This is a genomic window from Spirillospora sp. NPDC052242, assembly GCF_040679555.1.
Taxonomy (GTDB): Bacteria; Actinomycetota; Actinomycetes; order Streptosporangiales; family Streptosporangiaceae; genus Spirillospora.
The window spans coordinates 136445-161278 of sequence record NZ_JBFAUZ010000001.1 but is presented as its reverse complement, the minus strand read 5'-3'; the positions used below and the strand labels follow the sequence as shown (position 1 = coordinate 161278).

Annotated in this window: 24 protein-coding genes and 1 pseudogene; 22 read left to right on the top strand and 3 right to left on the bottom strand. The window is 71.7% G+C overall.

Features of this window, described 5'->3' with window-relative positions; translation table 11 throughout:
• Positions 1–29: 29 nt before the first annotated feature.
• The 17 genes and pseudogenes from prfA to AB0L25_RS00800 all read left to right on the top strand — a co-directional run bounded on the left by prfA (position 30) and on the right by AB0L25_RS00800 (position 16266).
• Positions 30–1094: a peptide chain release factor 1 gene (gene prfA, locus AB0L25_RS00880; RefSeq protein WP_500167242.1), complete on the top strand. Its 1065-nt coding sequence runs from the start codon at positions 30–32 to the stop codon at positions 1092–1094.
• On the top strand, positions 1091–1951 hold the full coding sequence (prmC, locus tag AB0L25_RS00875; RefSeq protein ID WP_500167240.1) for a peptide chain release factor N(5)-glutamine methyltransferase: 861 nt from the start codon (positions 1091–1093) through the stop codon (positions 1949–1951). Before prfA ends, prmC begins: the two co-directional genes overlap by 4 nt.
• Positions 1952–2030: 79 nt before the next feature.
• A pseudogene (locus AB0L25_RS00870) lies at positions 2031–2658 on the top strand (L-threonylcarbamoyladenylate synthase); the annotation flags it as partial.
• Positions 2659–3445: 787 nt separating this feature from the next.
• Positions 3446–4390, top strand: coding sequence for a DUF2207 domain-containing protein (locus AB0L25_RS00865; RefSeq protein WP_500167239.1), 945 nt, complete (start codon positions 3446–3448; stop codon positions 4388–4390).
• Between the two features lie 157 nt (positions 4391–4547).
• A complete protein-coding gene (locus tag AB0L25_RS00860; RefSeq protein WP_500167609.1) occupies positions 4548–5726 on the top strand; it encodes a glycosyltransferase family 4 protein in 1179 nt (392 codons plus the stop codon).
• A 408-nt stretch (positions 5727–6134) separates the two neighbouring features.
• The gene (locus tag AB0L25_RS00855) at positions 6135–6554 is read left to right on the top strand and encodes a Cg1360 family ATP-synthase-associated protein (RefSeq protein WP_500167237.1); all 420 of its coding nucleotides are present in this window, start codon (positions 6135–6137) and stop codon (positions 6552–6554) included.
• 108 nt (positions 6555–6662) lie between these two features.
• Positions 6663–6887, top strand: coding sequence for an AtpZ/AtpI family protein (locus tag AB0L25_RS00850; RefSeq protein WP_500167235.1), 225 nt, complete (start codon positions 6663–6665; stop codon positions 6885–6887).
• Between the two features lie 61 nt (positions 6888–6948).
• On the top strand, positions 6949–7746 hold the full coding sequence (atpB, locus tag AB0L25_RS00845) for a F0F1 ATP synthase subunit A (protein ID WP_500167233.1): 798 nt from the start codon (positions 6949–6951) through the stop codon (positions 7744–7746).
• Between the two features lie 106 nt (positions 7747–7852).
• Positions 7853–8086 carry an ATP synthase F0 subunit C gene (gene atpE, locus AB0L25_RS00840; protein WP_191327571.1) on the top strand — a complete coding sequence of 78 codons (234 nt, stop codon included), beginning with the start codon at positions 7853–7855 and terminating at the stop codon, positions 8084–8086.
• Between the two features lie 31 nt (positions 8087–8117).
• Entirely contained in the window at positions 8118–8675 is a 558-nt protein-coding gene (locus tag AB0L25_RS00835; RefSeq protein WP_500167231.1) for a F0F1 ATP synthase subunit B, read from the top strand.
• The gene (locus tag AB0L25_RS00830) at positions 8672–9499 is read left to right on the top strand and encodes a F0F1 ATP synthase subunit delta (RefSeq protein ID WP_500167229.1); all 828 of its coding nucleotides are present in this window, start codon (positions 8672–8674) and stop codon (positions 9497–9499) included. The genes AB0L25_RS00835 and AB0L25_RS00830 overlap by 4 nt, the downstream gene beginning before the upstream one ends.
• Positions 9500–9539: 40 nt before the next feature.
• Positions 9540–11177: a F0F1 ATP synthase subunit alpha gene (atpA, locus tag AB0L25_RS00825; protein WP_500167227.1), complete on the top strand. Its 1638-nt coding sequence runs from the start codon at positions 9540–9542 to the stop codon at positions 11175–11177.
• Between the two features lie 6 nt (positions 11178–11183).
• Complete coding sequence (locus tag AB0L25_RS00820; protein WP_500167225.1) at positions 11184–12086, top strand: F0F1 ATP synthase subunit gamma; 903 nt, start codon at positions 11184–11186, stop codon at positions 12084–12086.
• Positions 12086–13516: a F0F1 ATP synthase subunit beta gene (gene atpD / locus AB0L25_RS00815; RefSeq protein WP_500167223.1), complete on the top strand. Its 1431-nt coding sequence runs from the start codon at positions 12086–12088 to the stop codon at positions 13514–13516. Before AB0L25_RS00820 ends, atpD begins: the two co-directional genes overlap by 1 nt.
• Positions 13517–13604: 88 nt before the next feature.
• A complete protein-coding gene (locus AB0L25_RS00810) occupies positions 13605–13991 on the top strand; it encodes a F0F1 ATP synthase subunit epsilon (protein WP_500167221.1) in 387 nt (128 codons plus the stop codon).
• A 30-nt stretch (positions 13992–14021) separates the two neighbouring features.
• Entirely contained in the window at positions 14022–14489 is a 468-nt protein-coding gene (locus AB0L25_RS00805; RefSeq protein WP_500167218.1) for a DUF2550 domain-containing protein, read from the top strand.
• Positions 14490–14736: 247 nt separating this feature from the next.
• Positions 14737–16266: a M28 family peptidase gene (locus AB0L25_RS00800; protein ID WP_500167216.1), complete on the top strand. Its 1530-nt coding sequence runs from the start codon at positions 14737–14739 to the stop codon at positions 16264–16266.
• A 137-nt stretch (positions 16267–16403) separates the two neighbouring features.
• Here AB0L25_RS00800 and AB0L25_RS00795 read toward each other — a convergent pair whose 3' ends face one another.
• Positions 16404–17030, bottom strand: coding sequence for a cob(I)yrinic acid a,c-diamide adenosyltransferase (locus tag AB0L25_RS00795; RefSeq protein WP_500167214.1), 627 nt, complete (start codon positions 17028–17030; stop codon positions 16404–16406).
• Positions 17031–17110: 80 nt separating this feature from the next.
• On the opposite strand from AB0L25_RS00795, the gene AB0L25_RS00790 reads away from it, so the two are divergent.
• The 3 genes from AB0L25_RS00790 to AB0L25_RS00780 all read left to right on the top strand — a co-directional run bounded on the left by AB0L25_RS00790 (position 17111) and on the right by AB0L25_RS00780 (position 21125).
• A complete protein-coding gene (locus tag AB0L25_RS00790; protein WP_500167212.1) occupies positions 17111–18691 on the top strand; it encodes a GMC family oxidoreductase in 1581 nt (526 codons plus the stop codon).
• A 440-nt stretch (positions 18692–19131) separates the two neighbouring features.
• Entirely contained in the window at positions 19132–20634 is a 1503-nt protein-coding gene (locus AB0L25_RS00785) for an aldehyde dehydrogenase family protein (RefSeq protein ID WP_500167210.1), read from the top strand.
• 2 nt (positions 20635–20636) lie between these two features.
• Positions 20637–21125: a GNAT family N-acetyltransferase gene (locus AB0L25_RS00780; RefSeq protein ID WP_500167208.1), complete on the top strand. Its 489-nt coding sequence runs from the start codon at positions 20637–20639 to the stop codon at positions 21123–21125.
• 82 nt (positions 21126–21207) lie between these two features.
• Here the strand turns inward: AB0L25_RS00780 and AB0L25_RS00775 are convergent, their stop codons facing one another.
• Positions 21208–22542, bottom strand: coding sequence for a carotenoid oxygenase family protein (locus AB0L25_RS00775; RefSeq protein ID WP_500167206.1), 1335 nt, complete (start codon positions 22540–22542; stop codon positions 21208–21210).
• A gap of 138 nt (positions 22543–22680) precedes the next feature.
• Between AB0L25_RS00775 and AB0L25_RS00770 the strand changes: the two genes are divergently transcribed.
• Complete coding sequence (locus AB0L25_RS00770) at positions 22681–23217, top strand: PadR family transcriptional regulator (RefSeq protein WP_500167204.1); 537 nt, start codon at positions 22681–22683, stop codon at positions 23215–23217.
• 75 nt (positions 23218–23292) lie between these two features.
• Here AB0L25_RS00770 and AB0L25_RS00765 read toward each other — a convergent pair whose 3' ends face one another.
• Complete coding sequence (locus AB0L25_RS00765; protein ID WP_500167202.1) at positions 23293–24114, bottom strand: SDR family oxidoreductase; 822 nt, start codon at positions 24112–24114, stop codon at positions 23293–23295.
• A 102-nt stretch (positions 24115–24216) separates the two neighbouring features.
• Here AB0L25_RS00765 and AB0L25_RS00760 point away from each other — a divergent pair, with 102 nt between their 5' ends.
• Complete coding sequence (locus AB0L25_RS00760; protein WP_500167200.1) at positions 24217–24825, top strand: TetR family transcriptional regulator; 609 nt, start codon at positions 24217–24219, stop codon at positions 24823–24825.
• The last annotated feature ends 9 nt before the right edge of the window (positions 24826–24834 follow it).

Sequence of the window (24834 nt, the reverse complement as noted above, 5' to 3'; positions counted from 1 at the left end):
TCCCCGGGCCGGAACGGCCAGGACACAGCGTGAATCTCGACGATCTGATCAGCGAATACGCGGGCATCGAAGAGCGGCTCGCGGACCCGTCCGTGCACGCCGACCAGGCGCTCGCGCGGCGGCTCGGCAAGCGGTACGCCGAGCTGAAGCCGATCGTCGAGACCTACCGGGACTTCACCTCCACCGAGGACGACCTGGGGACCGCGCGGGAGCTCGCGGGCGAGGACGAGACGTTCGCCGCCGAGGCGACCGAGCTGGAGAAGCGCCGCGCGGAGCTCGAGGAGCGGCTGCGGCGCCTGCTGGTGCCCCGCGACCCGAACGACGCCAAGGACGTCATCCTCGAGGTCAAGGCCGGTGAGGGCGGCGAGGAGTCGGCGCTGTTCGCGGGCGACCTGCTGCGCATGTACCTGCGGTACGCGGAGCGGATCGGCTGGAAGACCGAGATCCTGGACTCGCACCCGTCCGACCTGGGCGGGTACAAGGACGTGACGGTCGCGGTGAAGGCGAAGGGCTCCCAGGAAGAGGGCGTCTGGACGCGCCTGAAATTCGAGGGCGGCGTCCACCGGGTGCAGCGGGTTCCGGCGACGGAGTCGCAGGGACGGATCCACACGAGCGCCGTCGGTGTCCTGGTGACGCCCGAGGCCGAGGACGTGGACGTCCAGATCGACCAGAACGACCTGCGGATCGACGTTTACCGTTCGTCCGGTCCGGGTGGGCAGAGCGTCAACACGACCGACTCGGCGGTGCGCATCACGCACATCCCGACGGGCGTCGTGGTGTCGTGCCAGAACGAGAAGAGCCAGCTCCAGAACAAGGAGCAGGCGCTGCGCATCCTGCGGTCCCGGCTGCTGGCGATCGCGCAGGAGGAGGCGGACGCGGCGGCGGCGGCCGAACGCAAGAGCCAGGTCCGCACGGTGGACCGCTCCGAACGGGTCCGCACCTACAACTATCCGGAGAACCGGATCTCCGACCATCGCGTCGGATACAAGGCCTACAACCTCGACCAGGTGTTGGACGGCGACCTGCACAACGTGACGCAGGCGCTCGTCGACGCCGACATGGAACGCCGGCTGGCCGAAGCCCAGGAATCATGACGCTGCTGCTCGACGAGATCGCCAGGGCGACCGCGCGGCTCGCCGAGGCGGGGGCCGCCTCCCCCCGCGCCGACGCCGAGGAGCTCGCCGCGGCCGTGCACGGCGTCAAGCGGTCCGAGCTGCACGGCGTCCCGGACGGCTCGTTCGACGCCCGGTTCTGGGAGTTCGTCGCCCGGCGGGAGGCCGGCGAGCCGCTGCAGCACATCACCGGGCGCGCGTTCTTCCGGTACCTGGAGCTGAAGGTCGGGCCCGGCGTGTTCGTACCCCGCCCCGAGACCGAGGTGATGGTCGGCTGGGCGCTCGAGACGCTGCGGGACATGGACGTCCGCGACCCCCTCGTCGTCGACCTCGGCACCGGATCGGCGGCGATCGCGCTGTCGATCGCCCTGGAGGCGCCCCGCGCGCGCGTGCACGCGGTGGAGAAGGACCCCACGGCGTTCGTCCACGCCACCCGCAACATCGAGGAACTGGACGAGCGCGGCCGCGTCCGGCTGCACCTCGGCGACTTCGGGACCGCGCTGCCGGAACTGGACGGCACGGTCGACCTCGTCATCAGCAACCCCCCGTACATCCCGATGAGCGAGTGGGAGTACGTCCCGCCGGACGTCCGCGACCACGACCCGGCGGCGGCCCTGTGGGGCGGCGGGGACGACGGGCTCGACGCCATCCGCGTCGTCGAGCGCACCGCGCGCCGCCTGCTGCGGCCGGGCGGCCACGTCGCCGTCGAGCACAGCGACCTGCAGGGCAACGCCGTCTACTGGACGTTCCCCGAGGAGAACGGCTGGCGCGACGTCCGCAACCGCCGCGACCTCACCGACCGGGACCGGTTCGTCACCGCCCGCATGATCGCCGACTGACGCCTTCGCGGTGCGGCCCGGCGCCGCCGTGACGGCGGAAGCGGCCTGAGCGGGAAGCCGGGCGTGGGAAACTGGGGTCGTGAGCCGACGTTATGACTGCGCTGAGCCGATGGAGCGGACGCGGGGGATCGCGGAGGCGGTCTCCGCGGTACGGCGCGGAGAACTGATCGTCCTGCCGACGGACACGGTGTACGGCGTCGGTGCCGACGCGTTCACGCCCGCGGCGGTCACCGCGCTGCTGGAGGCCAAGGGCCGCGGCCGGGAGATGCCCCCGCCCGTCCTGGTCGGGTCCGTGCGCGCCGCGACCGCGCTCGTCGAGGACCTCGGCCCCTACGGGCAGGACCTGATCGACGAGTTCTGGCCGGGCGGGCTGACGCTGGTGTGCCGCGCCAACCGGAGCCTCATGTGGGACCTCGGGGAGACCAAGGGCACGGTCGCGGTGCGGATGCCGATGCACGAGCTCGCGGTGGAACTGCTCAAGGAGACCGGCCCGCTGGCGGTCAGCAGCGCGAACCTGAGCGGCTCGCCGGCCGCGCGGAACGCCGCCGAGGCCGAGGAGATGCTCGGCGACTCCGTCTCGGTCTACCTGGACGGCGGCCCCACCGGGCACGGCGACGCCTCCACGATCATCGACCTGACCGGCTCCGTGCCGCGCCTGCTGCGCGCGGGCGCCGTCCCGGTCGAGAAGATCCGCGCCGTCGTCGGCATCCTGCTCACCGACGACGAGCCGGACGAGGACGAGCCGGACGCCGCCCCGTCGCCCCCGTCGCTCACGAAGGACACGTCCGCGAACACCCGCATCGAGGACGCGACCGACCCGTCCGACGCCCCCGCGCCCCCGTCCCTCACGAAGGACGAGCCGAAGGCCGCTCCGGAGGACGCGCCGACCGGCGAGCTGACCGACGAGGCCAAGGACGCGCCCAAGGACGCGCCCAAGGACGCGCCCAAGGACGCGCCCAAGGACGCGCCCAAGGACGCGCCCAAGGACGCGCCCAAGGACGCGCCGACGGGCGGCGATGTTCCGGCCGCGACGAAGGACGAGCCCGCGAAGGTCGCCGACGAGCCCGAGAAGGCTGCGGCGGACGACGTCGCGAAGCCCTCGGGCACGGCCTCGGCCGACGAGAAGCGCTAGACGTACCCCACGGCCCCCGCCGTCCGGTGCGGCCCGCGCCCGGACGGCCCGCCAGGACGGACGTCCGGCGCCCGCGGCGCACCGGTCTCAGCGGCCTCCGAGTGGCGCGGAGGCGGGCGGGGGGCGTGGGGCTTCCCGTACACGCGGGGCGCCGGGAAACTCCCGGGACGGGGGCGCTCACGCCCCTGCGAGCGCCCTTGAGCGGGCGCCCGACCCGGCGATCGTGCGGCGCACGCCCCGCGGCGACCCCGGAGCAATCGCGGGGTACCCCCGAAGCCAGGGGATTCGGTCGGAAACGGGGGAATCGCGGCATCGGCGCGTTGGGCACGCGGACGCCGGGTAGCGATGCGACGATGCGAGACGTGCGTGGCCGTGTCCGGGGGCCCGCGATCGGGGCGGGCGTGCTGCTGGTGGCGCTGCTGGTCGTGCCCGCCGCGGCCGATCCGGCGGTGCGGCCGCGGATCCCGACCTACGACGTGGTGCTGACCCTGCGGGCCGACGGGGTCCTGCACGTGCGGGAGACGATCACGTTCGACTTCGCCGACGGCGGCCGCGGGATCGTGCGGCGCCTGCGGTACCGCGTCGGCGACCGCCTGTACGAGGTCCGGGACGTGCGCGCCAGTTCGTCCACCGGGGCGCCGGCCCGGGTGCGGACGACGAAGCTGGGGCACGAGCTGCGGATCGGCGTCGGCACCCGGGGGCCGGAGGTGCACGGCCGGCAGGCGTACGTGATCGAGTACGACGTGCTGCGGGCGTTCACGCCGCGCGCGGGGTTCGACGAGCTGGGATGGGACGCGATCGGGACGGGCTGGGACGTCCCGATCGAGCACGCGGCGGTCCGGGTGGAGGCGCCGGTGCGGCTCCGGGACGTGCGGTGCCGCGCGGGCAGGCCGGGTGCGAGCGTCGCCTGCGCGGGGGACCGGGACGGACGGTACGCGATCGACTTCACGCAGGACGGGCTGGCGGCGGGCGAGGGGATGCGGGTGCGGGTGCGGCTGCCCGACCGGGCGGTCACGGCGCCGCCGCCCGCGTACGCGCGGCCGCACTGGGCGGGGACGTGGCGGGGGACGGCGATGCTCGCGTTCGCGGTGGCCGCGGTGGCGCTGGCGGTGCGGCGGCCGCCGCGGCGGCGGACGGGGACGGGGCTGGCGGCGGCGGGCGCCCTGCTGGTCGCCGCGGACGCCGCGAACGACGTCGTCGCCCGCGGACCCTGGGCGTTCTCGCTGGGAGACCCGTCGCTGGCGGGGCTCGCGCTGCTCACGGTGGGCGCCGGAATCGTTCTCGCCCACAGGGTAGGTGAGCCGTAAGGCACGCGGGCGGGCACGAGTTGGGATTACAGTTGGTCGGTCGCGAGGCGAACTGATCGCCCCGGACGGCCGTCTACGTATCAAGGGACGTGTGCCGGCTGGACGCGCGCGTCCCGTTCGGGGCGGCGCGGAGACCGGTGAGGGGAGGCGCAAGGGCGTGCGGGAGTACCTGCTGACCATCCTGGTCGCCGCCCTCGTGTCCTACGTGCTCACTCCCTCGGTGCGCAGGTTCGCCGTCTGGTTCGGGGCGCAGGCCGTCCCGCGCGACCGGGACGTGCACGTGATCCCGACGCCCCGGCTGGGCGGGCTCGCGATGTTCGGCGGGATGGTCGCCGCGCTGGTCGTGGCGACGGGGCTGCCGCAGATGCGCCAGGTCCTGCAGGACGGCGACATCACGGTCGCGAAGGCGCTGCTGCTGTCGGGCGGGCTGATCGTGCTGGTCGGCATCGCCGACGACCGGTGGGAGGTCGACGCCCTCACCAAGTTCGCCGGGCAGGTCGCCGCCGCCGGGATCTTCATCATGCAGGGCATCCAGATCTACGTGATCCCGCTGCCGAACGGGGAGTCGCTGTCGCTGCCGCCCGCGTACGGGGTGCCGCTGACGGTGTTCGTCGTGGTCGCGACCATCAACGCGGTCAACTTCATCGACGGGCTGGACGGCCTGGCGGCGGGCGTCGTCGGCATCGCGGCGCTCGCGCTGTTCTCGTACGCGTACCTGCTGTCGAAGGCGAACGGCATGACGACGCTGACGAGCGCGACGCTGACGGCGGCGGTGCTGTTCGGGATCTGCGCGGGCTTCCTGCCGCACAACTTCAGCCCCGCCCGGATCTTCATGGGCGACACCGGGTCGATGCTGATCGGGCTGCTGCTCAGCGCGTCGACGATCATGCTGACGGGGCAGTTCGACCCGGCCGTCCTGGCGAACGGGCTGTTCCCGTTCTGGGTGCCGCTGCTGCTGGTCCCGGCCGTCGCGGCGGTCCCGTTCATGGACATGCTGCTCGCGGTGTGGCGCCGCACGAACCAGGGCCGGTCGCCGTTCTCCCCGGACAAGCAGCACCTGCACCACCGGCTGCTGCAGCTCGGCCACTCGACCCGCCGCGCCGTGCTGATCATGTACTTCTGGGTGGGGCTGCTGGCGTCCGGCCTGGTCGGGCTGGCGATCTTCGACGCGGCCTGGATCACCCTCGGCGTCACCCTGGTCGTGGCGGTCGGCGGCGTGGTGCTGGTCCTGGCCGGTCCGGGACGCGGACGGCGCCGCCGGAGCAAGGACGAGTCCGGAGCGGGCGACGCCGGGGGCGGCGCCGAACCCGCGATGCGCACCAAGATGCCGGTCTGACGCCCCGCCCGACCCCCGGCTCCCGAACCCCCGCCGGTCCGAGGCCCCGCCCACGAGGCCCCGGCGGACCCCCGGCAACCGAATCCGGTTCCGTGATTTGCGCCACTCGAAGGTGTACGGATCCCCCTGCGCTGCGGGCCTGAAGGCGACTCGCCGGTAACGATCAGACGTCGGAGGACATGTCACTCGGCGTGTTCGCTTAGGGTCGGCCCTGTCGGCGCCCTGCCCGGGCGTTGCCCCCGGCGCCGACGCCCCCGACCTCGACGGACGTCCCGTGCCGTGAGCCGCCGGGGACCGCGAGCCCGCCCGGTATCGCATTACCTAGAGGGTAATTGTGGACATTCCGGACGCTTGTGATACCTTTCACGAACAAGAGACGAACACTCAACGTGACCAGCCGGAGCCCTCATGCAACCTTCCGACGCCCGGATGCTCCGCGGCGCCGCGATCCCGACCGCAATGGTCGGCGTGGGTGCCGTCCTGATCGGCCTGCTGACCGCGGGCACCAAGGGACTCTTCGGCGCGGCGCTGGCCGCGGTCGTGGTGATCGCCTTCTTCTCCCTCAGCGCCGTGGTCGTGTCGTGGGCCGGCCGGATCTCCGCGCAGACGATGATGCTCGCCGCGCTGGCCAGCTACGTCGTGAAGATCCTCGTGGTGATGGTGCTGGTCACCCTCATCGACGGGGTGTCGATCTGGAACACGAAGGTCTTCGGCTGGACCGTCATCGGACTGGCCCTGACGTGGATCGCCGCGGAGTTCCGGGTCACGTTGCAGCGGGGGAGGCCCTACATTGACGAGCCCGAGGGCGCCCTGGACAAGGTTCCGTGATGAGCCGATCACGGACGGTGCCGGCCGCGGGGCCGACACCGCGACCGGTCGCCAGGGACTACTCCAATATGACCACCGCCTTGATGGCCTGCTATCGTCCGGAGCGCGATGAGCGAGCAGAAGCGTCGGCCGGAGGACGGTCAACAGGAATTCGCCGACGCCGCCTGGTCCGTGCCCAGCTACCTCCTGTCCGGGATGGCCATCTGGGGTGGGCTCGGATGGCTGCTGGCCAAGTGGACGGGACAGGCGTGGATCACGCCGATCGGCCTGGTCATCGGCGTCGTGCTCGCCATCTACCTGGTCTACGTGAAGTACGGTCGCCATTCCGCCTGAGCGGCCCCGCCGCCGAGGAAGCCTTCGTGAACCATCGCCACATTGATGAAGGGAACGCCGCGTGAACGCGCAGACGGTCCTCGCCTCCACCGGTGGGGGGGAGTTCCAGGCCCCGGGGCCTGAGATCTTCGAATTCCCGCCCCTGTTCGCCGGCGGCCCCGAGTGGCTCACCAAGCCGGTGCTCTTCGCCGTCGTCGGCGCGCTGGTCGTCTGCGTGTTCTGCTGGAGCGCGTTCGCCAAGCCGAAGCTGGTGCCGCGGGGCGTCCAGAACATCGGCGAGATCGGCTACGTGTTCGTGCGCGACCAGATCGCCCGCCCGTTCCTGGGCAAGAACACCGAGCAGTGGATGCCGCTGCTGATGTCGGTGTTCCTGCTGGTCTGGGTATGGAACATCTTCGCGGTCATCCCGGTGATCCAGTTCCCGATCACCTCGCACATCGCGTTCCCGGCCGTACTGGCGATCTTCATCTACTTCATCAAGGTGTACCTGGGCATGAAGCACCAGGGGCCGGTGAAGTACTTCACGAACCTGATCCCCCAGGGCCTGCCCAAGCCCGTCTACTTCCTGCTGGTGCCGATCGAGTACCTGTCGACCTTCATCCTGGCGCCCTTCACGCACGCGGTGCGGCTGTTCGCCAACATGTTCGCCGGTCACATGATCCTGGCGTTCTTCAGCCTCGTCGGGTTCTGGTTCCTGATCGAGAAGCCCACGGCGCTCGGGTTCGGTGTGGGCATCATCGGCGTGATCGTCACCATCGTCATGACCGCGTTCGAGCTGCTCATCCAGTTCCTGCAGGCGTTCCTGTTCACGATGCTGGCCGCCATGTACATCCAGAGCGGCCTGCACGCGGACCACTAAAGGCCACACGGTGTCGCTCTGCCCCCCGGCCGGGCGTCCCAAACAGTCATCCTCGATAAGCCAGACCGGCGGACACTCCGCCGGCCGACAGAAAAGGAAAGAACCCATGACGGGAGTGCTCGCCGCCGTCGAAGGCAACGTCACCGCGATCGGGTACGGCCTCGCCGCCATCGGCCCCGGCATCGGTGTCGGCATCATCTTCGGCCAGGGCGTCAACGCGATCGCCCGCCAGCCCGAGCTGACCGGCGTCATCCGCACCAACATGATGCTGGGCTTCGTCCTCACCGAGGCGCTGGCCCTCATCGGTCTGGTCGCGCCGTTCATCTTCCAGGGCATCTGACCGGGCTTCACCCTGAGGAGGGGCTGTAGACATGATCACAGCGACTTCCGTCCTCGCGGCGGAGGAGAACAACCCTCTGCTTCCGCACTCGTACGAGCTGGTCGTCGGGATCTTCTCGTTCCTCGTCGTCCTCATCGTCGTCGGCAAGATCCTCACCCCGCGCATCCAGAAGACCCTCGAAGAGCGGTCCAATGAGATCGAGGGGGGCCTGAAGCGGGCCGAGGAGGCCCAGGCCGAGGCCAAGGCGACGCTCGAGGAGTACAAGGCCCGGGAGAAGCAGGCCGCGGTCGACGCGTCCGAGGCCCGGCGGAAGGCCGAGGAGCAGGCCGCCGCGATCATCGCGGAGGCCAAGGAGCGGGCCCAGGTCGAGGCGAACCGCATCACCGAGGCCGCCAAGGCCGAGATCGAGGCGGAGCGTCAGCAGGCCCTCGCGGCGCTGCGCGCCGAGATCGGCACGCTGTCGGTCGACCTCGCCGGCCGCGTCGTGGGCGAGTCCCTCGAGGACAGCGCGCGCCAGAGCCGGGTGATCGACCGGTTCCTCGAAGAGCTCGAGGACCGTGCTCGCACGCAGGAGCAGATCACATCATGACCATCACGGGAGCGGTGAGCAGGGCGTCGCTGGCCGAGGCCGGGGAGCGGCTGGAGGCGGTCATCGCCTCCGGTGACGCCGACCTGGCCCGGCTGGGCGGCGACCTGTTCTCGGTGCTGCACCTGATCGACCGCGAGCACGGACTGCGGCGGGCGGTGTCCGACCCCTCGCGGGACGGGGCCGACAAGGCGCAGCTCGTCCGGATCCTGCTGGAGGGCAAGGTCACGCCGGCCGCTCTCGGGCTGGTCGCCGACGTCGTCGCGCTGCGCTGGTCCACGTCCTCGGAGCTGGCGGACGCGGTGGAGATCCTCGCGGTCTCCGCCGAGGCCGCCCGCGCCGAGGCGGACGGGCGGATCGACGACCTGGAGGACGAGCTCTTCCGGTTCTCCCGGCTCGTCGAGGGCGAGGCGGAACTGCGCGCCGCGCTGACGAACCGCGCCCTGCCGGACGACCGGAAGGCCGGGCTCCTCGGCGCGCTGCTGGACGGCAAGGTCACCGCGGCCACATCGGCCCTGGTCACCGAGGTCGTTCTGCGGCCCCGAGGACGTAGCCTGGAGAGCGGGCTGGCCGAGTACGGCAAGATCGTCACCCGGCGCAGGCAGCGGCTGGTGGCCCTGGTCCGCTCGCCGGTCGAGCTTTCCGAGTCGCAGCGCACGCGGCTCGCGGCGGTGCTCGCCGCCGCGTACGGCCACGAGGTACACCTGAACATCGAGCTCGACCCGTCCACGATCGGCGGACTGTCGATCCAGATCGGGGACGAGATCATCGACGGCACGATCGCCGGACGGCTGGACGACGTCCGCCGGCGGCTCGGCACCGGCTGAGGCCGGCAGAGCTGACCCCAAAGGGAGCAAGAGAGGAATCATGGCGGAGCTGACGATCCGTCCGGATGAGATCCGGAACGCGCTGGAGCGCTTCGTCCAGTCGTACGAGCCCGAGGCCGCCGCGCGCGAAGAGGTCGGCACCGTCGTCGATTCGGGCGACGGCATCGCCCACATCGAGGGGCTGCCCTCCGCGATGGCGAACGAACTCCTGGAGTTCGAGGACGGCACCCGCGGCCTGGCTCTGAACCTGGACGTGCGCGAGATCGGCGCCGTCGTCCTGGGTGAATTCAGCGGCATCGAGGAGGGCCAGAAGGTCCGTCGGACCGGCGAGGTCCTCTCGGTTCCCGTCGGCGACGGCTACCTCGGCCGCGTCGTCGACTCGCTGGGCAACCCGCTGGACGGCAAGGGCGCCATCGAGACGACCGAGCGTCGTGCCCTGGAACTGCAGGCGCCCAGCGTCGTGCAGCGGCAGTCGGTGGGCGAGCCGCTGCAGACCGGCATCAAGGCGATCGACGCGATGACGCCGATCGGCCGCGGCCAGCGCCAGCTGATCATCGGTGACCGGCAGACGGGCAAGACGACCGTCTGCGTGGACACCATCATCAACCAGAAGGAAGCCTGGGAGTCGGGCGACCCGAGCAAGCAGGTCCGCTGCATCTACGTCGCGGTCGGCCAGAAGGGCTCCACGATCGCCAACGTGCGCCGCTCCCTGGAGGAGGCCGGCGCGCTCGAGTACACCACGATCGTGGCGGCCCCGGCGTCCGACCCGGCCGGCTACAAGTACATCGCCCCCTACACCGGGTCGGCGATCGGCCAGCACTGGATGTACCAGGGCAAGCACGTCCTGATCGTCTTCGACGACCTGTCGAAGCAGGCCGAGGCGTACCGCGCGGTGTCGCTGCTGCTGCGCCGCCCGCCGGGCCGCGAGGCCTACCCGGGCGACGTCTTCTACCTGCACTCGCGTCTGCTGGAGCGCTGCGCGAAGCTGTCGGACGACCTGGGCGCCGGTTCGATGACGGGTCTGCCGATCATCGAGACCAAGGGCAACGACGTGTCGGCGTACATCCCGACGAACGTCATCTCGATCACCGACGGCCAGTGCTTCCTGGAGACGGACCTGTTCAACCAGGGCGTCCGTCCGGCCATCAACGTCGGTATCTCGGTGTCCCGAGTCGGCGGGTCTGCGCAGATCAAGGCGATGCGCAAGGTCGCCGGTTCGCTGAAGCTGGCGCTGTCGCAGTACCGTGACCTGGAGGCGTTCGCCGCCTTCGCGTCCGACCTGGACGCCGCGTCGCGGGCGCAGCTGGAGCGCGGTGCGCGCCTGGTCGAGCTGCTGAAGCAGCCGCAGGGCAGCCCGTTCCCGGTCGAGCAGGAGGTCGTGTCGGTGTGGGCGGGCACGTCCGGCCAGCTGGACGACGTCCCGGTCGCCGACATCCGCCGGTTCGAGCGCGAGTTCCTCGACCACGTCGCGCGCGAGGAGGGCGGTCTGCTGACCTCCATCCGCGAGACGGGCCAGCTCTCCGACGACGGCCTGGCCGCGCTCGAGCGCACGATGGCCTCCTTCAAGAAGGGCTTCCAGACCAGCGAGGGTGAGCTGCTGGGCGCGGAGGAGAGCGTCGAGGCGATCGACGAGGAGGCCGTCGGCCAGGAGACGATCACCCGCGTCAAGAAGGGCTGACGGGCGATGGCCCAGGTTCGCCAACTCCGGCAGAAGATCAGGTCGGTCAAGTCGACCGCCAAGATCACTCGTGCCCAGGAGATGATCGCCACCTCGCGGATCGTCAAGGCCCAGCAGGCGGTGGCGGCGTCCAAGCCGTACGCCGACCAGATCACGCAGGCCCTGTCCGCGCTGGTGAGTCACCACGTCGGTGTCGATCATCCGCTGCTGCACGAGCAGCCGACCGACAACCGCAGCGCGGTGCTGATCATCACCAGCGACAGCGGCTTCTGCGGCGCGTACAACGTCAACGTCATCCGAGAGGCCGAGGCGCTGATCACGCGGCTGCGGGAGTCCGGGCGCGAGCCCGTCCCGTACGTGATCGGCAACAAGGGCATCACCTGGTACCGGTTCCGCGACCGGCACATCCAGGAGCAGTGGGCGGGCTTCACCGACCGGCCCGACTTCGCCTCGGCGGAGCGGATCGGCCGGCGGCTGACCGACGACTTCCTGAAGACGGACGCGGAGGGCGGCGTCGGTGAGATCCACGTGGTCTACACCGAGTTCGTCTCGCGGCTGACGCAGGAGGTCCGGGTCACGCGCCTGATGCCCCTGGAGATCCAGGAGGGCACGGAATCGGACGCCAAGGTTCCGCCGGCGTACGACTTCGAGCCGTCGGCGCAGGCCGCGCTGGACCTGCTGCTGCCCAACTACGTCGAGAGCCGCATCTTCCACATGCTGCTGCAATCCGCGGCGTCCTACCAGGCGTCGAAGCAGCGGGCGATGAAGTCGGCGACCGACAACGCGAACGAACTGGTCGAGGTCTACACGCGCCAGATGAACCAGGTGCGGCAGGCCATGATCACCCAGGAAATCAGCGAGATCGTCGGTGGCGCTGACGCGCTCGCCGATTCTGGCGGGAGTAACTAATGACTGCACCAGTAGAGACGGCGACCGCGACCGGGCGCGTCGCCCGTGTCATCGGCCCGGTCGTCGACGTGGAGTTCCCCGCCGACGCCATCCCGGAGATCTACAACGCCCTCCGTGTCGAGGCGACCATCGGCGGCGACACCCAGACCCTGACCATGGAGGTCGCCCAGCACCTCGGCGACAACATGGTCCGGGCCATCTCGATGAAGCCCACCGACGGCGTCGTCCGCGGCGCCCCGGTCGTGGACACCGGCGAGTCCATCTCGGTGCCGGTCGGCGACATCACCAAGGGCCACGTGTGGAACGCCCTCGGCGAGACGCTCGACGTTCCCACGGCCTCCCTGGAGGTCAACGAGCGGTGGGGCATCCACCGCAAGGCCCCGGCGTTCGACCAGCTGGAGTCGAAGACCGAGATGCTGGAGACCGGCATCAAGGTCATCGACCTCCTCTGCCCGTACGTCAAGGGCGGGAAGATCGGCCTGTTCGGCGGCGCGGGCGTGGGCAAGACCGTCCTCATCCAGGAGATGATCCGGCGTGTCGCCCGCAACTTCGGTGGCACCTCGGTGTTCGCGGGCGTCGGCGAGCGCACCCGTGAGGGCAACGACCTCTGGGTGGAGATGGAAGAGGCGAACGTCCTCAAGGACACCGCGCTGGTGTTCGGCCAGATGGACGAGCCGCCGGGCACCCGTCTGCGGGTCGCGCTGTCGGCGCTGACGATGGCCGAGTACTTCCGGGACGTCCAGAACCAGGACGTGCTGCTGTTCATCGACAACATCTTCCGGTTCACCCAGGCCGGCTCGGAGGTCTCCACGCTGCTCGGGCGCATGCCGTCCGCGGTGGGCTACCAGCCGACCCTGGCGGACGAGATGGGCGTGCTGCAGGAGCGGATCACCTCGACGCGCGGTCACTCGATCACCTCGATGCAGGCGATCTACGTGCCCGCCGACGACATCACCGACCCGGCGCCGCACACCACGTTCGCGCACCTGGACGCCACCACGACGCTCTCCCGGGCCATCACCGAGAAGGGCATCTACCCGGCGGTCGACCCGCTCGACTCCTCCTCGCGGATCATGGACCCGCAGGTGCTGGGGAACGAGCACTACGAGGTCGCCCAGGAAGTGAAGCGGATCCTGCAGAAGTACAAGGAGCTGCAGGACATCATCGCGATCCTGGGTATCGACGAGCTCTCCGAAGAGGACAAGGTCACCGTCAACCGGGCGCGGCGCATCGAGCGTTTCCTGTCGCACCCGATGTACGTGGCCGAGCAGTTCACCGGCCAGCCCGGTGTGACCGTGCCGAAGGACGAGACGGTCGCGTCCTTCAAGGCCATCGCGGAGGGCAAGTACGACCACATCCCCGAGCAGGCGTTCTTCATGTGCGGTGGCATCGAGGACGTCGAGAAGAAGGCCAAGGAGCTGGAGAGGTAGTCCGCTCCGGTCGCGGCCGGGTTCCGGACTCCGGGACCCGGCCGCGGCCGAACCGCGGCAACCGATCCGGCAATCGGAGGATTGTGACGTGGCAACCCTGAAGGTCGGGCTCGTCTCGCCGGAGCGCGAGATCTGGTCCGGCGATGCCAAGATGGTGGTCGCGCAGACCATCGAGGGCTCGCTCGGCATCCTGCCCGGGCACGCCCCGGTGCTCGGCGTCCTCCTCGACGGCAGCGTGGTCAAGATCGAGCCCGCCGACGGCGGCGAGCCGGTCACCGCGATGGTCGGCAGCGGCTTCTTCTCCGTCGCGGCCGACGAGGTGTCGGTCCTGGCCGAGCAGGCCGAACTGAGCCACGAGGTCGATGTGGACGCCGCGAAGCGCGCGCTCGAAGAGGCGCAGGCGTCCGGCGACGAGGACGGCACCATCGAGCGGCGGGCGCGCGCCCGGCTGCGCGCGGCGGGCATCGAAGCCTAGTATCGAGGCCGAGCGGAACGGCGGGGGGACTTGGGCGAGCACCTGGCAGTGGACGTCGGCGCGGTGCTCGCCGCCCTCGCCGCGGTGTGCGCGCTCGTGTTCCTCGCGATGGCGGTACGCCGCCGCCTGTTCGTGCGCGGCGGCGGCGCGGTCGAGTGCAGCCTGCGGGAGCTGCCGGCCGAGGAGGGCGGCGCCCCGGGAGTGTGGCGCCTGGGCATCGGCCGCTACAAGGGCGATGTCCTGCACTGGCACCGCGTGTTCGGACTCAGCAGACGGCCCCGGCAGGTGATCCACCGCCGGGGCCTCGTCGTGTCCAACCGCAGGCGCCCCGATCCGGAGGAGGCCGACGGCCTGCTGCCGGACGTGAGCATCATCGAGGTCCGCGACGGCGACCTGCGGGTCGAGCTCGCGATGGGCGCGTCCGCGCTGACCGGCTTCCTGGCATGGCTGGAGGCGGCGCCCCCCGGCTTCCCGGTGGACCTGCACGTCCCCGAGTAGACACGTCCCCGAGTGTCCCCGGGTGGACACGTTCCCGAGTGGACGTCCGGAGCCCAGCCGTTGCCCCAGGCTTTTCACGGCTTGTCCCGTGCGGCTCACCTACCGGATCGGCCCACCCGGTTCGGCATGGGCGGGTAAGGGCGCGGTATCGGTTCGTCCTGCGTACGGTCGTGCGAGTTGCCGGTGACGGAGCGTGTCGAGATGATCGCTGCTGGTCAGCTCTCTCTTCCCGTTCGCAGGAGTCCAAGTGCGCAAGCTGCTCAGTGGGTCGGCCGTGATGCTGCCCGCCGCGACCGTGTCCCTCCTGGCGTTGTCCGCGGTCCCGCCCGCCGGCGCGGCGCCGGCCCGTCCCGACCTCGCCGAGCTGGTGACGATCGGGGACGTGCGGCGGCACCTGGAGGCGTTCCAGCAGATCGCCGACTACAACGGCGGCAACCGGGCGGCGGGCACGTCCGGGTACGACGTCTCGGTGAAGTACGTCGTGGGGCGGCTGCGCAAGGCGGGGTTCTCGCCGACCGTGCAGAAGTTCACCTACCCGTACTGGCTGGAGCGCTCGGAGCCGGTGATGTCCCGGACGGGCGGCAAGAGCAAGAAGAAGACGTACAAGGCGGGCGAGGACTTCGCCGCGATGATGTACTCGGGCTCCGGTGACGTCACCGCCCGCGTGTTCGCCGTGGACGTCCCGGCGAAGGGCGAAGAGGGCACCAGCGGGTGCGAGAAGAAGGACTTCAAGGGGTTCGACAAGGGCGCGATCGCGCTCATGCAGCGCGGGAAGTGCTCGTTCGAGGTGAAGGCCGCGCGCGCGCGGAGCGCGGGTGCGGCGGCGGCCGTCATCTACAACAAGCCCGGTGAGAAGGGCCCGATCAACGGGACGGTCGCGAAGCCGGCGAAGCTGCCGGTGGTCTCCACGAGCCACGAGGTCGGCGCGGCGCTCGCGAAGGCCGCGGCGAAGGGCGGGCTGACGCTGCGGGTGAAGACGGACACCGAGCACGGGAAGCGGTCGTCCAGCAACGTCATCGCCGACACGAAGCGGGGCCGCGCCGACAACGTGGTCGTCGTCGGCGCGCACCTGGACAGCGTGCGAGAGGGCGCGGGCATCAACGACAACGCGACGGGTTCGGCGGCGGTGCTCGCGGTCGCCGAGGAGATCGCCGCGCTCGGCGAGAAGGGCCTGCGGAACCGGGTGCGGTTCGCCTGGTGGGGCGCCGAGGAGGAGGGCCTGCGCGGTTCGACCCACTACGTCGAGAAGATGGACCCGTCCGACCGGCGGAACATCGCCGTGAACCTCAACTTCGACATGCTCGGCTCGGTGAACGGGATCCGCGCCGTGTACGACGGCGACCACTCGCTCGGCCAGGGCACGACCCCGCCGCCCGGGTCGGCGGCGATCGAGAAGATGTTCCGCGAGTACTACAAGGACCGCGACCTGCCGACGGCCGAGAGCGTCTTCAACGGCCGCTCCGACTACGGCCCGTTCATCGACCACGGCATCCCGGCGGGCGGCATCGCGACCGGCGCGGACGGCGTGAAGACGGCGGCGGAGGCGAAGGCGTACGGGGGGCGCGCGGGCAAGACCTACGACCCGTGCTACCACGCGAAGTGCGACCGGATGAAGAACGTGAACCTGAAGATGCTGGACACGAACGTCGACGGCGTCGCGCACGTGACGCAGCTGCTCGCGGCCAGCACGGTCGCGGTGAACGGCGACGCCCGGCTGCTCCCGTCGGCGCTCGGCGCGGCGGCCCCGCTGTGGAGCGGCGGCCACCTGCTCCGCTGAGCGGGCGAAGCGACCGCGAGACGGGACGAGACGAGACGGGACGGGACGAGACGAGACGGGACGGGACGGGGCGGGGCCGGCGATCGGCCCCGCCCCGTTCGCATGCGCGGGCACGCGTGCCCGGCGCGCCGGTCGTCCTAGCGTTCGCCGCCCGGCTTCCACAGGACGTCGCCGTGCTCGAGGTTCGCGACGCGGCAGAGGATGAACAGCAGGTCCGACAGGCGGTTCAGGTACTTCACGGCCAGCGGGTTGACGCCGCCGGGCGCGGCCTCGGGGTCGTCCACGGCGGCGGCGCCGTGCGCCTCGACGGCCGCCCACGCGGAGCGTTCGGCGCGCCGGGTGACGGTCCGCGCGACGTGCAGCAGCGCGGCGCCGGGCGTCCCGCCGGGCAGGATGAAGCTGCGCAGCGGCGTCAGCTTCGCGTTCTGCTCGTCGCAGGCCGCTTCGAGCCGCTCGATGTACGACGCCTCGATGCGCAGCGGCGGGTACTCGGGGTCCGGGACGACCGGGGCGCACAGGTCCGCGCCGACGTCGAACATGTCGTTCTGCACGCGGACGAGGAGCGCGGCGACGTCCTCGGGGAGGGAGCCGAGGGCGAGCGCGGCGCCGATCGCGGCGTTGGCCTCCTCGACGTCGGCGTAGGCGGCCAGGCGCGGGTCGGTCTTGCGGGTGCGGGACGCGTCGCCCAGCGCGGTGGTCCCGTCGTCGCCCGTCCGGGTGTAGATCCGGGACAGCACGACCGGGTTCTCCCTGTTCTTCGCCATGCCGGTCACCCTAACGCCGGGCTCCGTTCCGAAGGGCGTTCGGTAGTGTTCGACGACCTGGTCCGTGCAGGAGGTGCGCCGTGTACGACTACATCATCGTGGGGGCGGGCAGCGCGGGGTGCGTGCTGGCCGCCCGGCTGACCGAGGACCCGTCGGTCACGGTGCTGCTGCTGGAGGCGGGCCCGCCCGACGACGCCCCCGAAATCCACATCCCGGCGGCCGTCGCGTCGCTGATCAAGGGCCCGTACGACTGGGACTACGCGACCGTCCCGCAGGAGCACGCCGCGGGCCGCAGCGTGTACTGGCCGCGCGGGCGGACGCTCGGCGGCAGCTCGTCCACCAACGCGATGATCTACACCCGGGGCGCCCGGCTCGACTACGACACCTGGCGGGACGAGCACGGCTGCACCGGCTGGGGCTACGCGGACCTCCTGCCGTACTTCCGCCGGGCCGAGGACCAGCAGCGCGGCGAGAGCCCGTACCACGGCGTCGGCGGCCCGCTCCGCGTCGAGGACCTGCGCTTCAAGCACCCGCTGACCCAGGCGTGGGTGAAGTCGGCGAAGGCGCACGGGCTCGCCGCCAACCCCGACTTCAACGGCCCCGACCAGGACGGCGTGGGCTTCTACCAGGTCACGCACAGGCGCGGGCGCCGCTGGTCGGCGGCCGCCGGGTACCTGCACCCGGTCGAGTACCGCCCGAACCTCACCGTCGTCACCGACGCGCTCGCGACGCGCGTCCTGATCGAGGACGGACGCGCGACGGGCGTGACGTACGAGGCGCGCGGGGAGTCGCTGACGGCCCGCGCCGACCGCGAGGTCGTGCTGTCGGGCGGGGCGGTGAACAGCCCGCAGCTCCTCATGCTGTCGGGCGTCGGGCCCGCCGACCATCTCCGCGAGCACGGCATCAAGGTGCTCGTGGACTCGCCCGTCGGCCGGAACTTGCAAGACCACCCGTTCGTGAACGTCATGTTCGCCACGCCCCGGACCAAGAACCTCTGGGAGCAGGCGAACGCCCGCGCGTTCGCGCTGCACTCCGCTCTGGGGCGCGGCCCGTACGCGTCGAACGTCGCGGAGGCGGGCGGGTTCGTCCGGACGTCCGAGGGGCTTCCCGCGCCCGACCTGCAGTACCACGTGCTGCCGACCCCGTTCATCGACCAGGGGCTCGTCGAACCGTCGCAGCGGCTGCTGTCGGTGCTGGTCACCGCGATCGCCGTCCGGAGCCGGGGGACGCTCGCGCTGCGCTCCGCGAGCCCGTACGCCAAGCCGCTGATCGACCCCGCGTACCTGTCGGACGAGGCCGACCTCGACATCCTGGTCGCGGGGGTGAAGCAGGCCCGCGCGATCGCCGACACCGGCCCGCTCGCGTCGCTGCTCGGCGGCGAGTTCGCCCCCGGCGAGCAGGTGTCGGGCGACGCGGCGATCGCCGAGTTCGTCCGCCGCGAGTGCGCGACGCTGTTCCATCCGACGAGCACGTGCGCGATGGGCGCGGTCGTGGACGCCGAGCTGCGGGTGCTGGGCGTCGCGGGCCTGCGGGTGGTCGACGCGTCCGTCATGCCGTCCGTCCCGCGCGGCAACACCAACGCCCCGACGATCGCGATCGCCGAGCGCGCGGCCGACCTGATCCGCGGCGCGACCCCCCTCGCCCCCGAGGAGACCGGCTGAGGCGCCCGTCCGTCCGGAACGAGGAACGCCCCCGTCCGTCCGGACGGGGGCGTTCTGTGCGGGACGCGCGCCGTGCGCGTGCAACCCGCGGCGGTCACCGCTTGAGCGCCTTCGCGAGGCGGACGCGGCGGGCCCGGCGGGCCTCGCTCCGGCGCTGCCGTACGCGGTCGTCGATGATGTCCCGGGTGATCTCCGGACGGATCATGGTCGTTCTCCTCGTGTTCCGCCGGGCCCTCGCGGCCCGACATCTACGAGGTTCGTCCTAAGGCGGTGCCTCCCGCATCGGGACGACGGCTTATCCGGGGGCCTCAGAACCGCCTTAGACGCCCGGGACGGCTTATCCGCGGGGGGTGGGACTCGTGGAGACGCGGCATAAGGTGCTTTACTAGCGAGTACTACGCATGCAAGCGAGCACTTACTGGCCCTCCCGGGAGGTTCCCATGTCCGTGGCCACGGAGAGCACCGAGAAGACGTTCGCGTCGCTGAACCCGGCCACCGGCGAGGTCGTCGCCGAGCACCCCGTCCACGACGGGGCGGACGTCGCCGCCGCGATCGACCGGGCCCGGGAGGCGTCCCGCTGGTGGGGCGAGCTGGGCTGGCGCGAGCGCCGGCTGCGGCTCCTCAACGTCAAGGGGTCCCTCGCGCGCAACCTCAACCGGATGGCCGAGATCATCCATCAGGAGACCGGCAAGCCGGTCGCCGACGCGCAGCTCGAGACGATCATGGCGATCTCGCACCTGGACTGGGCGGCGCGCAACGCGCAGAAGGTGCTCGGGCCGCGCAGCGTCTACCCGGGCATGATGGCGATCAACCAGAAGTGCACGCTGGAGTACCAGCCGCTCGGCGTCGTCGGCGTCATCGGACCCTGGAACTACCCGATCTTCACCCCGATCGGCTCGATCGCGTACGCGCTCGCCGCCGGGAACGCCGTCGTGTTCAAGCCGTCCGAGTTCACCCCGGGCGTCGGGACGTACCTCGCCGAGCTGGTCGCCGGGGTCGTCCCCGAGCACCCGGTCCTGCAGGTCGTGACCGGGTACGGCGCGACGGGCGCCGCGCTCGCGTCGTCCCCGCACATCGGCAAGCTCGCCTTCACCGGCTCCGCGCCCACCGCGCGCAAGGTGATGGCAGCCTGCGCCGAGAACCTCACCCCGATCGTCGCCGAGTGCGGCGGCAAGGACGCCTGCATCGTCGACGCCGACGCCGACCTCGACGCCGCCGCGGACGCCGCGCTGTGGGGCGCGATGTCGAACGCCGGGCAGACCTGCATCGGCGTCGAGCGGATCTACGTCGTCGACCGCGCCTACGACGCGTTCCTCGGCAAGCTCACCGACAAGGCCCGCGAGCTGCGCCCCGGCTTCGACCGCGAGGCCGCCTACGGTCCGATCACGATGCCCGGCCAGCTCGACATCATCGAGCGGCACATCAAGGACGCCATCGCCAAGGGCGGGAAGGCCGTCGTCGGCGGGCCCGAGTCCGTCCGCAAGCCGTACGTGGAGCCGGTCGTCCTCACCGACGTCCCGGACGACTCCGCCGCCGTCTGCGAGGAGACGTTCGGCCCGACGATCACCGTGCACCGGGTCGCCTCGCTCGACGAGGCCGTCGAGAAGGCGAACCGCACGAGCTACGGGCTCGCGGGGACGATCTTCTCCGGCAGCAAGTCGCGCGCGATGGAGGCGGCCCGCGCGATGCGGTCCGGCATGACGTCCATCAACGCGTTCGCCGCGTTCGCGCAGGTCGCGGCGCTGCCGTTCGGCGGCGTCGGGGAGTCCGGCTTCGGCCGGATCCACGGCGCGGACGGGCTGCGCGAGTTCGCCCGCCCGAAGGCGATCACCCGGCAGCGGTTCGCGACCATGAACCTGACGTCGTTCGGCCGCTCCGAGAAGGAGATGGCGCGCGTCCTCGGCCTCATCAACATGCTGCACGGCAAGCACTACAAGCGGTGACCATGGACGGCGGTTTCGCACCGGTGCGCAGCGGATGGCGGGCCACGCTGCGCCCGGTGCCGCCGCCTCCGGACGGGTTCCGCCCGTTCGCCGACGCCGACCTGCACGTCCTCGCCGCCCTCATGTGGGACGCCTACCGCGGCACCCCCGACGAGGACGACGTGGGCGGCCCCGACGGCGCGCTGCGGGAACTGCGGCTGACGCTGGCCGGCGAGTACGGCACGTTCCTGCCCGGCGCGTCGTTCGTCGCCGAACCGGACGGACGTCCCGTCGCCGCGGCCCTCGTGACCGTGTACCGGGACGAGCCGCTGCTCGCGTTCCTGTTCACGGCGCCGTCCTGCACCGGCCGAGGGCTCGGCCGCGAGCTCGTCCTGGCGGTGATGCACGCCCTCGCCGAGGGCGGGCACGACACCCTCACCCTCGCGGTGACCCGCCGCAACCGCCGTGCCCGGCTCCTCTACGGCCGCCTCGGCTTCGTCGAGATCGGTTAGGCGACGGTGAAGCCGCCGCCGACCGGCGGGACGGATCCGGTCACGTGGCCGGCGCCGCCGGCGGCCGGCCGCCGTGCCGCGGTCAGGCGTCGGGGATCCAGCTCCCGTGGAACCCGGCCGGGACCCGGCGGGGCAGGCGGACGGACGCGACGGTGCGGGCGACGTCCATCGCGTCCAGGACGACGAGGTCGGCGCCGGACGAGCCGGACACGATCGACAGCAGCCAGCCCTCGTCCTCTGCGCGCGCGCCCTCGGCCGGGACGAACACCGCCTCGCCCACGTGGACGTCGCCGTCGAACTCGCGCGTGGACGACGAGCCGTCGCGCACGTCGTACTTCACGATCGCGTTCCCGGACACCGTGTAGAGGTACCGGTGCGGCAGGCCCGTCCGGGCGTCGTCGTGGGTGGGGAACTCGATGGGCCGGTCGTCCAGCCGCTCCTCGGCGGCGCGCCCGGTCGCGGGGTCGAGCGTCCAGCGGTGCAGGCTCGCCTTGTCGAGCAGCCCGGCCTCGCGGGCGGGATCGGCGGAGCCGCCGATCATCGCCCACACGGACATGAAGTCGCCGGGCGCGTAGCGGACGGCGTCGAGGACGATCCGGCCCGCCGCGTCCTCGTGCGCGTTCCCGACGTGGAAGACGTAGCACGGGTCGACGTCGAACCAGCGGACGCCCCCGGCGGCGTCCCGGCGCATGACGCCGAGCCGCGCCCCGTACGCGTCGTCCCAGCGGAACGGCATGGACGTCCCGCCCGTCGCCAGGTCGACGTCGAAGACGACGGGCAGGTCGAGCCAGACGACGTGGTTCTCGGTGATCGCGAAGTCGTGCATCATCGTGCCCGCGGGCACCTCGATCTCGCGGCTCTCCACGAGGCGTCCGTCCGCCGCGAGACGGTGGTAGGTGAGGTGCGGCGGGAAGACGCCGTAGCCGAAGAACAGCAGCTCGCCGGTCGCCGGGTCCTGCTTGGGGTGCGCGGTCATCGCGGTGGTGAGGCGCCCGCCGAAGTCGCGGGTGCCGAGCGTCTCGAGGTCGGGCGACACCGCGTGGGGGAGCCCGGCCTCGACGAGCGCGAGGATCTCGCCGGCGTGCGGGACGACGTGGGTGTTCGCGGGGACGGCGGTGAGGTCGAGGGTCCCGTCGTCCCGCACGTACGGGGCGTCCTCGGTGAGCTCCCGGGTCCGGACCCAGCGGTTGCGGTACCACTCGGCGCGGCCCGCGCGGAGCCGCACGCCGTGGATCATCCCCGGGCCGGTGAACCAGTGGCCGCTCGGCTGTCCCGGCCGGGGGTTGGGGCCGTTGCGGAAGTAGCGTCCGGCCAGTTCGGGCGGGAGGGCGCCGGTGACGGGCAGGTCCAGCGCCTCGATCTCGTCCGGGACCGGGGCGAGATGCCCGTCGAGCCACATGCCGGTGTCCTGGGTCATGGTGAATCCTGCCTTTCGGTGGGGCGGACGGTACTTCGGCGCGGTCGGGGTCACCTCGGGTGCACATTCCACTTCTGACAGGTCGAACCTAGACATTCTATTTGTGACATGTCAAGAGAGGAATGTAGGGTGGACGCCATGAGCCTGCGACACGCCGTGCTGGGACTGATCGCCGAACTGGACGGAGCCAGCGGCTACGACCTGCTGAAGATGTTCGAGATCTCGCTCGCGAACGTGTGGCCGGCCACGCAGAGCCAGGTTTACGGCGAACTCGGGAAGCTCGCCGACGCCGGGCTCATCGACGCGGCCGACGAGGGCCCGCGCGGCCGCAGGGAGTACACGATCACCGAGGCGGGGCGGGCCGAGCTGCACCGCTGGCTGGTGGAGGCCGAGCCCAAGAAGCCGATGCGCGACGAGACGCTGCTCCGCGTCTTCCTGCTCGGCGGCGTCACGCCGGGGGAGGCGCAGGAGTTCATGCGGGCCCAGACCGACCGGCTGAACAGCGCCCTGGACGGCCTCGCCGCCCTCGACGAGACCGTGGACTGGGACGACGACGACCTCTCGCGCTACGGACGGCTCGTCATCGAGTACGGCAGGCGGTCCATCGCGATGCGCCGCGACTGGTTCGAGTGGGCCAGCGCCGAGATGCGGTCGTTCGACGAGCCCGCCCGCTAGCGCGGGCCGCCGTCCGCCGGGCCGCCGCCCTCGGGGGCGCGGCGGCCCGGCCCGCCGGTGGGGCCGCGGCCTGGGTCAGCGGAAGTCGTCGGCGTGGTCGGCGGCCCAGTCGGCGAACGTGCGCCCCGGACGTCCGGTGATGCGCTCGACCTCGCCGGTCGGTTCGACGGCGGTGTCCACGGCGTCCGCGCGCAGGCGCAGCAGGACGTCCACCAGGCCCTCCCGCATGTAGGGCAGCGCCAGCATCTCCTCGCGCGCCTCCTCCGGGGTGATCTCCTCGAAGGACGCCGGGAGGCCGGTCGCGTCGGCGATGGCGCGGACCTTGTCCGGGCTCGTCAGCGCCTCGGGGCCGCTCAGCACCGGACGCATGCCCAGCAGCGCGTCCGTCAGCAGGGCGCGGCCCGCGACGGCGGCGACGTCACGCTCGTGGACGGGCGTCGAGCGGGCCGCCGCGTACGGCTCGCGCACCGGACGTCCGGCGCGGATCGCGTCCCGCCAGCCCAGCGCGTTGGACGCGAACTCGCCGGGGCGCACGAACGTCCACTCGAGCCCGGAGTCCTCGATCGCGGCCTCGAACGCGAGGTGGTGCGCGGCGAGCTCGTTGGCCGGGTCGGGGTCGAGCGCGGCGGCCGACGACAGCAGGACGACGCGGCGGACGCCGTGCTCGGCGGCGCGGGGGAGCAGGTCGCCGAGCCCGTCCCAGAACGCCGCGGGGTTGAGGAAGATCGCCGTGACGCCGTCCAGCGGCATGTCGGCGGTGCGGGCGACCTCGGCATCGGCGGGCAGCCGCGCGGTCGCCGGGTCGCGGGTGAGGGCGCGGACCTTCGCGCCCGCGCAGAGCAGCTCGCCGACCACGTGGCGGCCGACGTTACCGGTGGCTCCGGTGACGAGGAACATGGCGGTACTCGCTTTCCGTTGGGAACCGCTCCAGGTTCAACCAAACGGATGAAGTTGTCAACCAAGTGGATGAAGTGGCGGGCGCGCGGTTACGATGGCCGCGTGACGGAACGCAGGCCACGGGCGCGGCGGGCGCCGGAACCGGACGAGCGCAGGCTCGACGCCGAGCGCACGCGCAGGCTCCTCCTGGAGGCGGCGCTGGACGAGTTCTCCGCCAAGGGGTACGCGGGGGCCCGCGTCCAGGACATCGCCGACCGGGCCGGGGTCAACAAGCAGCTGATCAGCTACCACTTCGGCGGCAAGGAGGGCCTGTACCGCGAGCTCGGCCGCCGCTGGCTGGAGCGCGAGGCCGAGTTCAACGACCCCGGCGTCCCGCTGCACGAGCTCGTCGTCCGGTACCTGCGCAACGCGCTGGACGACCCGCGCGGCTCGCGGCTCGAGGCATGGCGCGGCCTCACCGAGGACCCCGGCGAGGCGCGGCCCGAGTCGCCCGAGGACCTGTCGGACATGGAGCGCCGCAAGGCCGCCGGCGAGATCGCCGACGACCTCGAACCCGGCTACGTGATGCTCGCCCTGCACGCGCTGGTGTCGCTGCCGATCACCCGGCCGACGGTCGTCCGGGACGTCCTCGGCGAAGACCCCGCGTCCCCCGGGTTCCGCGAACGCTACGCCGAGCAGCTCGCCCGGATCGTCCGCCACCTCGCGGGCTGAGGCGCCCGG

Excerpts from the sequence above, each read along its gene's own strand:
- prmC (WP_500167240.1), top strand. The coding sequence starts at position 1,091 with ATGACGCTGCTGCTCGACGAGATCGCCAGGGCGACCGCGCGGCTCGCC.
- AB0L25_RS00855 (WP_500167237.1), top strand. The coding sequence starts at position 6,135 with ATGCAACCTTCCGACGCCCGGATGCTCCGCGGCGCCGCGATCCCGACC.
- AB0L25_RS00850 (WP_500167235.1), top strand. The coding sequence starts at position 6,663 with ATGAGCGAGCAGAAGCGTCGGCCGGAGGACGGTCAACAGGAATTCGCC.
- atpE (WP_191327571.1), top strand. The coding sequence starts at position 7,853 with ATGACGGGAGTGCTCGCCGCCGTCGAAGGCAACGTCACCGCGATCGGG.
- AB0L25_RS00835 (WP_500167231.1), top strand. The coding sequence starts at position 8,118 with ATGATCACAGCGACTTCCGTCCTCGCGGCGGAGGAGAACAACCCTCTG.
- AB0L25_RS00830 (WP_500167229.1), top strand. The coding sequence starts at position 8,672 with ATGACCATCACGGGAGCGGTGAGCAGGGCGTCGCTGGCCGAGGCCGGG.
- atpA (WP_500167227.1), top strand. The coding sequence starts at position 9,540 with ATGGCGGAGCTGACGATCCGTCCGGATGAGATCCGGAACGCGCTGGAG.
- AB0L25_RS00820 (WP_500167225.1), top strand. The coding sequence starts at position 11,184 with ATGGCCCAGGTTCGCCAACTCCGGCAGAAGATCAGGTCGGTCAAGTCG.
- atpD (WP_500167223.1), top strand. The coding sequence starts at position 12,086 with ATGACTGCACCAGTAGAGACGGCGACCGCGACCGGGCGCGTCGCCCGT.
- AB0L25_RS00795 (WP_500167214.1), bottom strand. The coding sequence starts at position 17,030 with ATGGCGAAGAACAGGGAGAACCCGGTCGTGCTGTCCCGGATCTACACC.
- AB0L25_RS00785 (WP_500167210.1), top strand. The coding sequence starts at position 19,132 with ATGTCCGTGGCCACGGAGAGCACCGAGAAGACGTTCGCGTCGCTGAAC.
- AB0L25_RS00780 (WP_500167208.1), top strand. The coding sequence starts at position 20,637 with ATGGACGGCGGTTTCGCACCGGTGCGCAGCGGATGGCGGGCCACGCTG.
- AB0L25_RS00775 (WP_500167206.1), bottom strand. The coding sequence starts at position 22,542 with ATGACCCAGGACACCGGCATGTGGCTCGACGGGCATCTCGCCCCGGTC.
- AB0L25_RS00770 (WP_500167204.1), top strand. The coding sequence starts at position 22,681 with ATGAGCCTGCGACACGCCGTGCTGGGACTGATCGCCGAACTGGACGGA.
- AB0L25_RS00765 (WP_500167202.1), bottom strand. The coding sequence starts at position 24,114 with ATGTTCCTCGTCACCGGAGCCACCGGTAACGTCGGCCGCCACGTGGTC.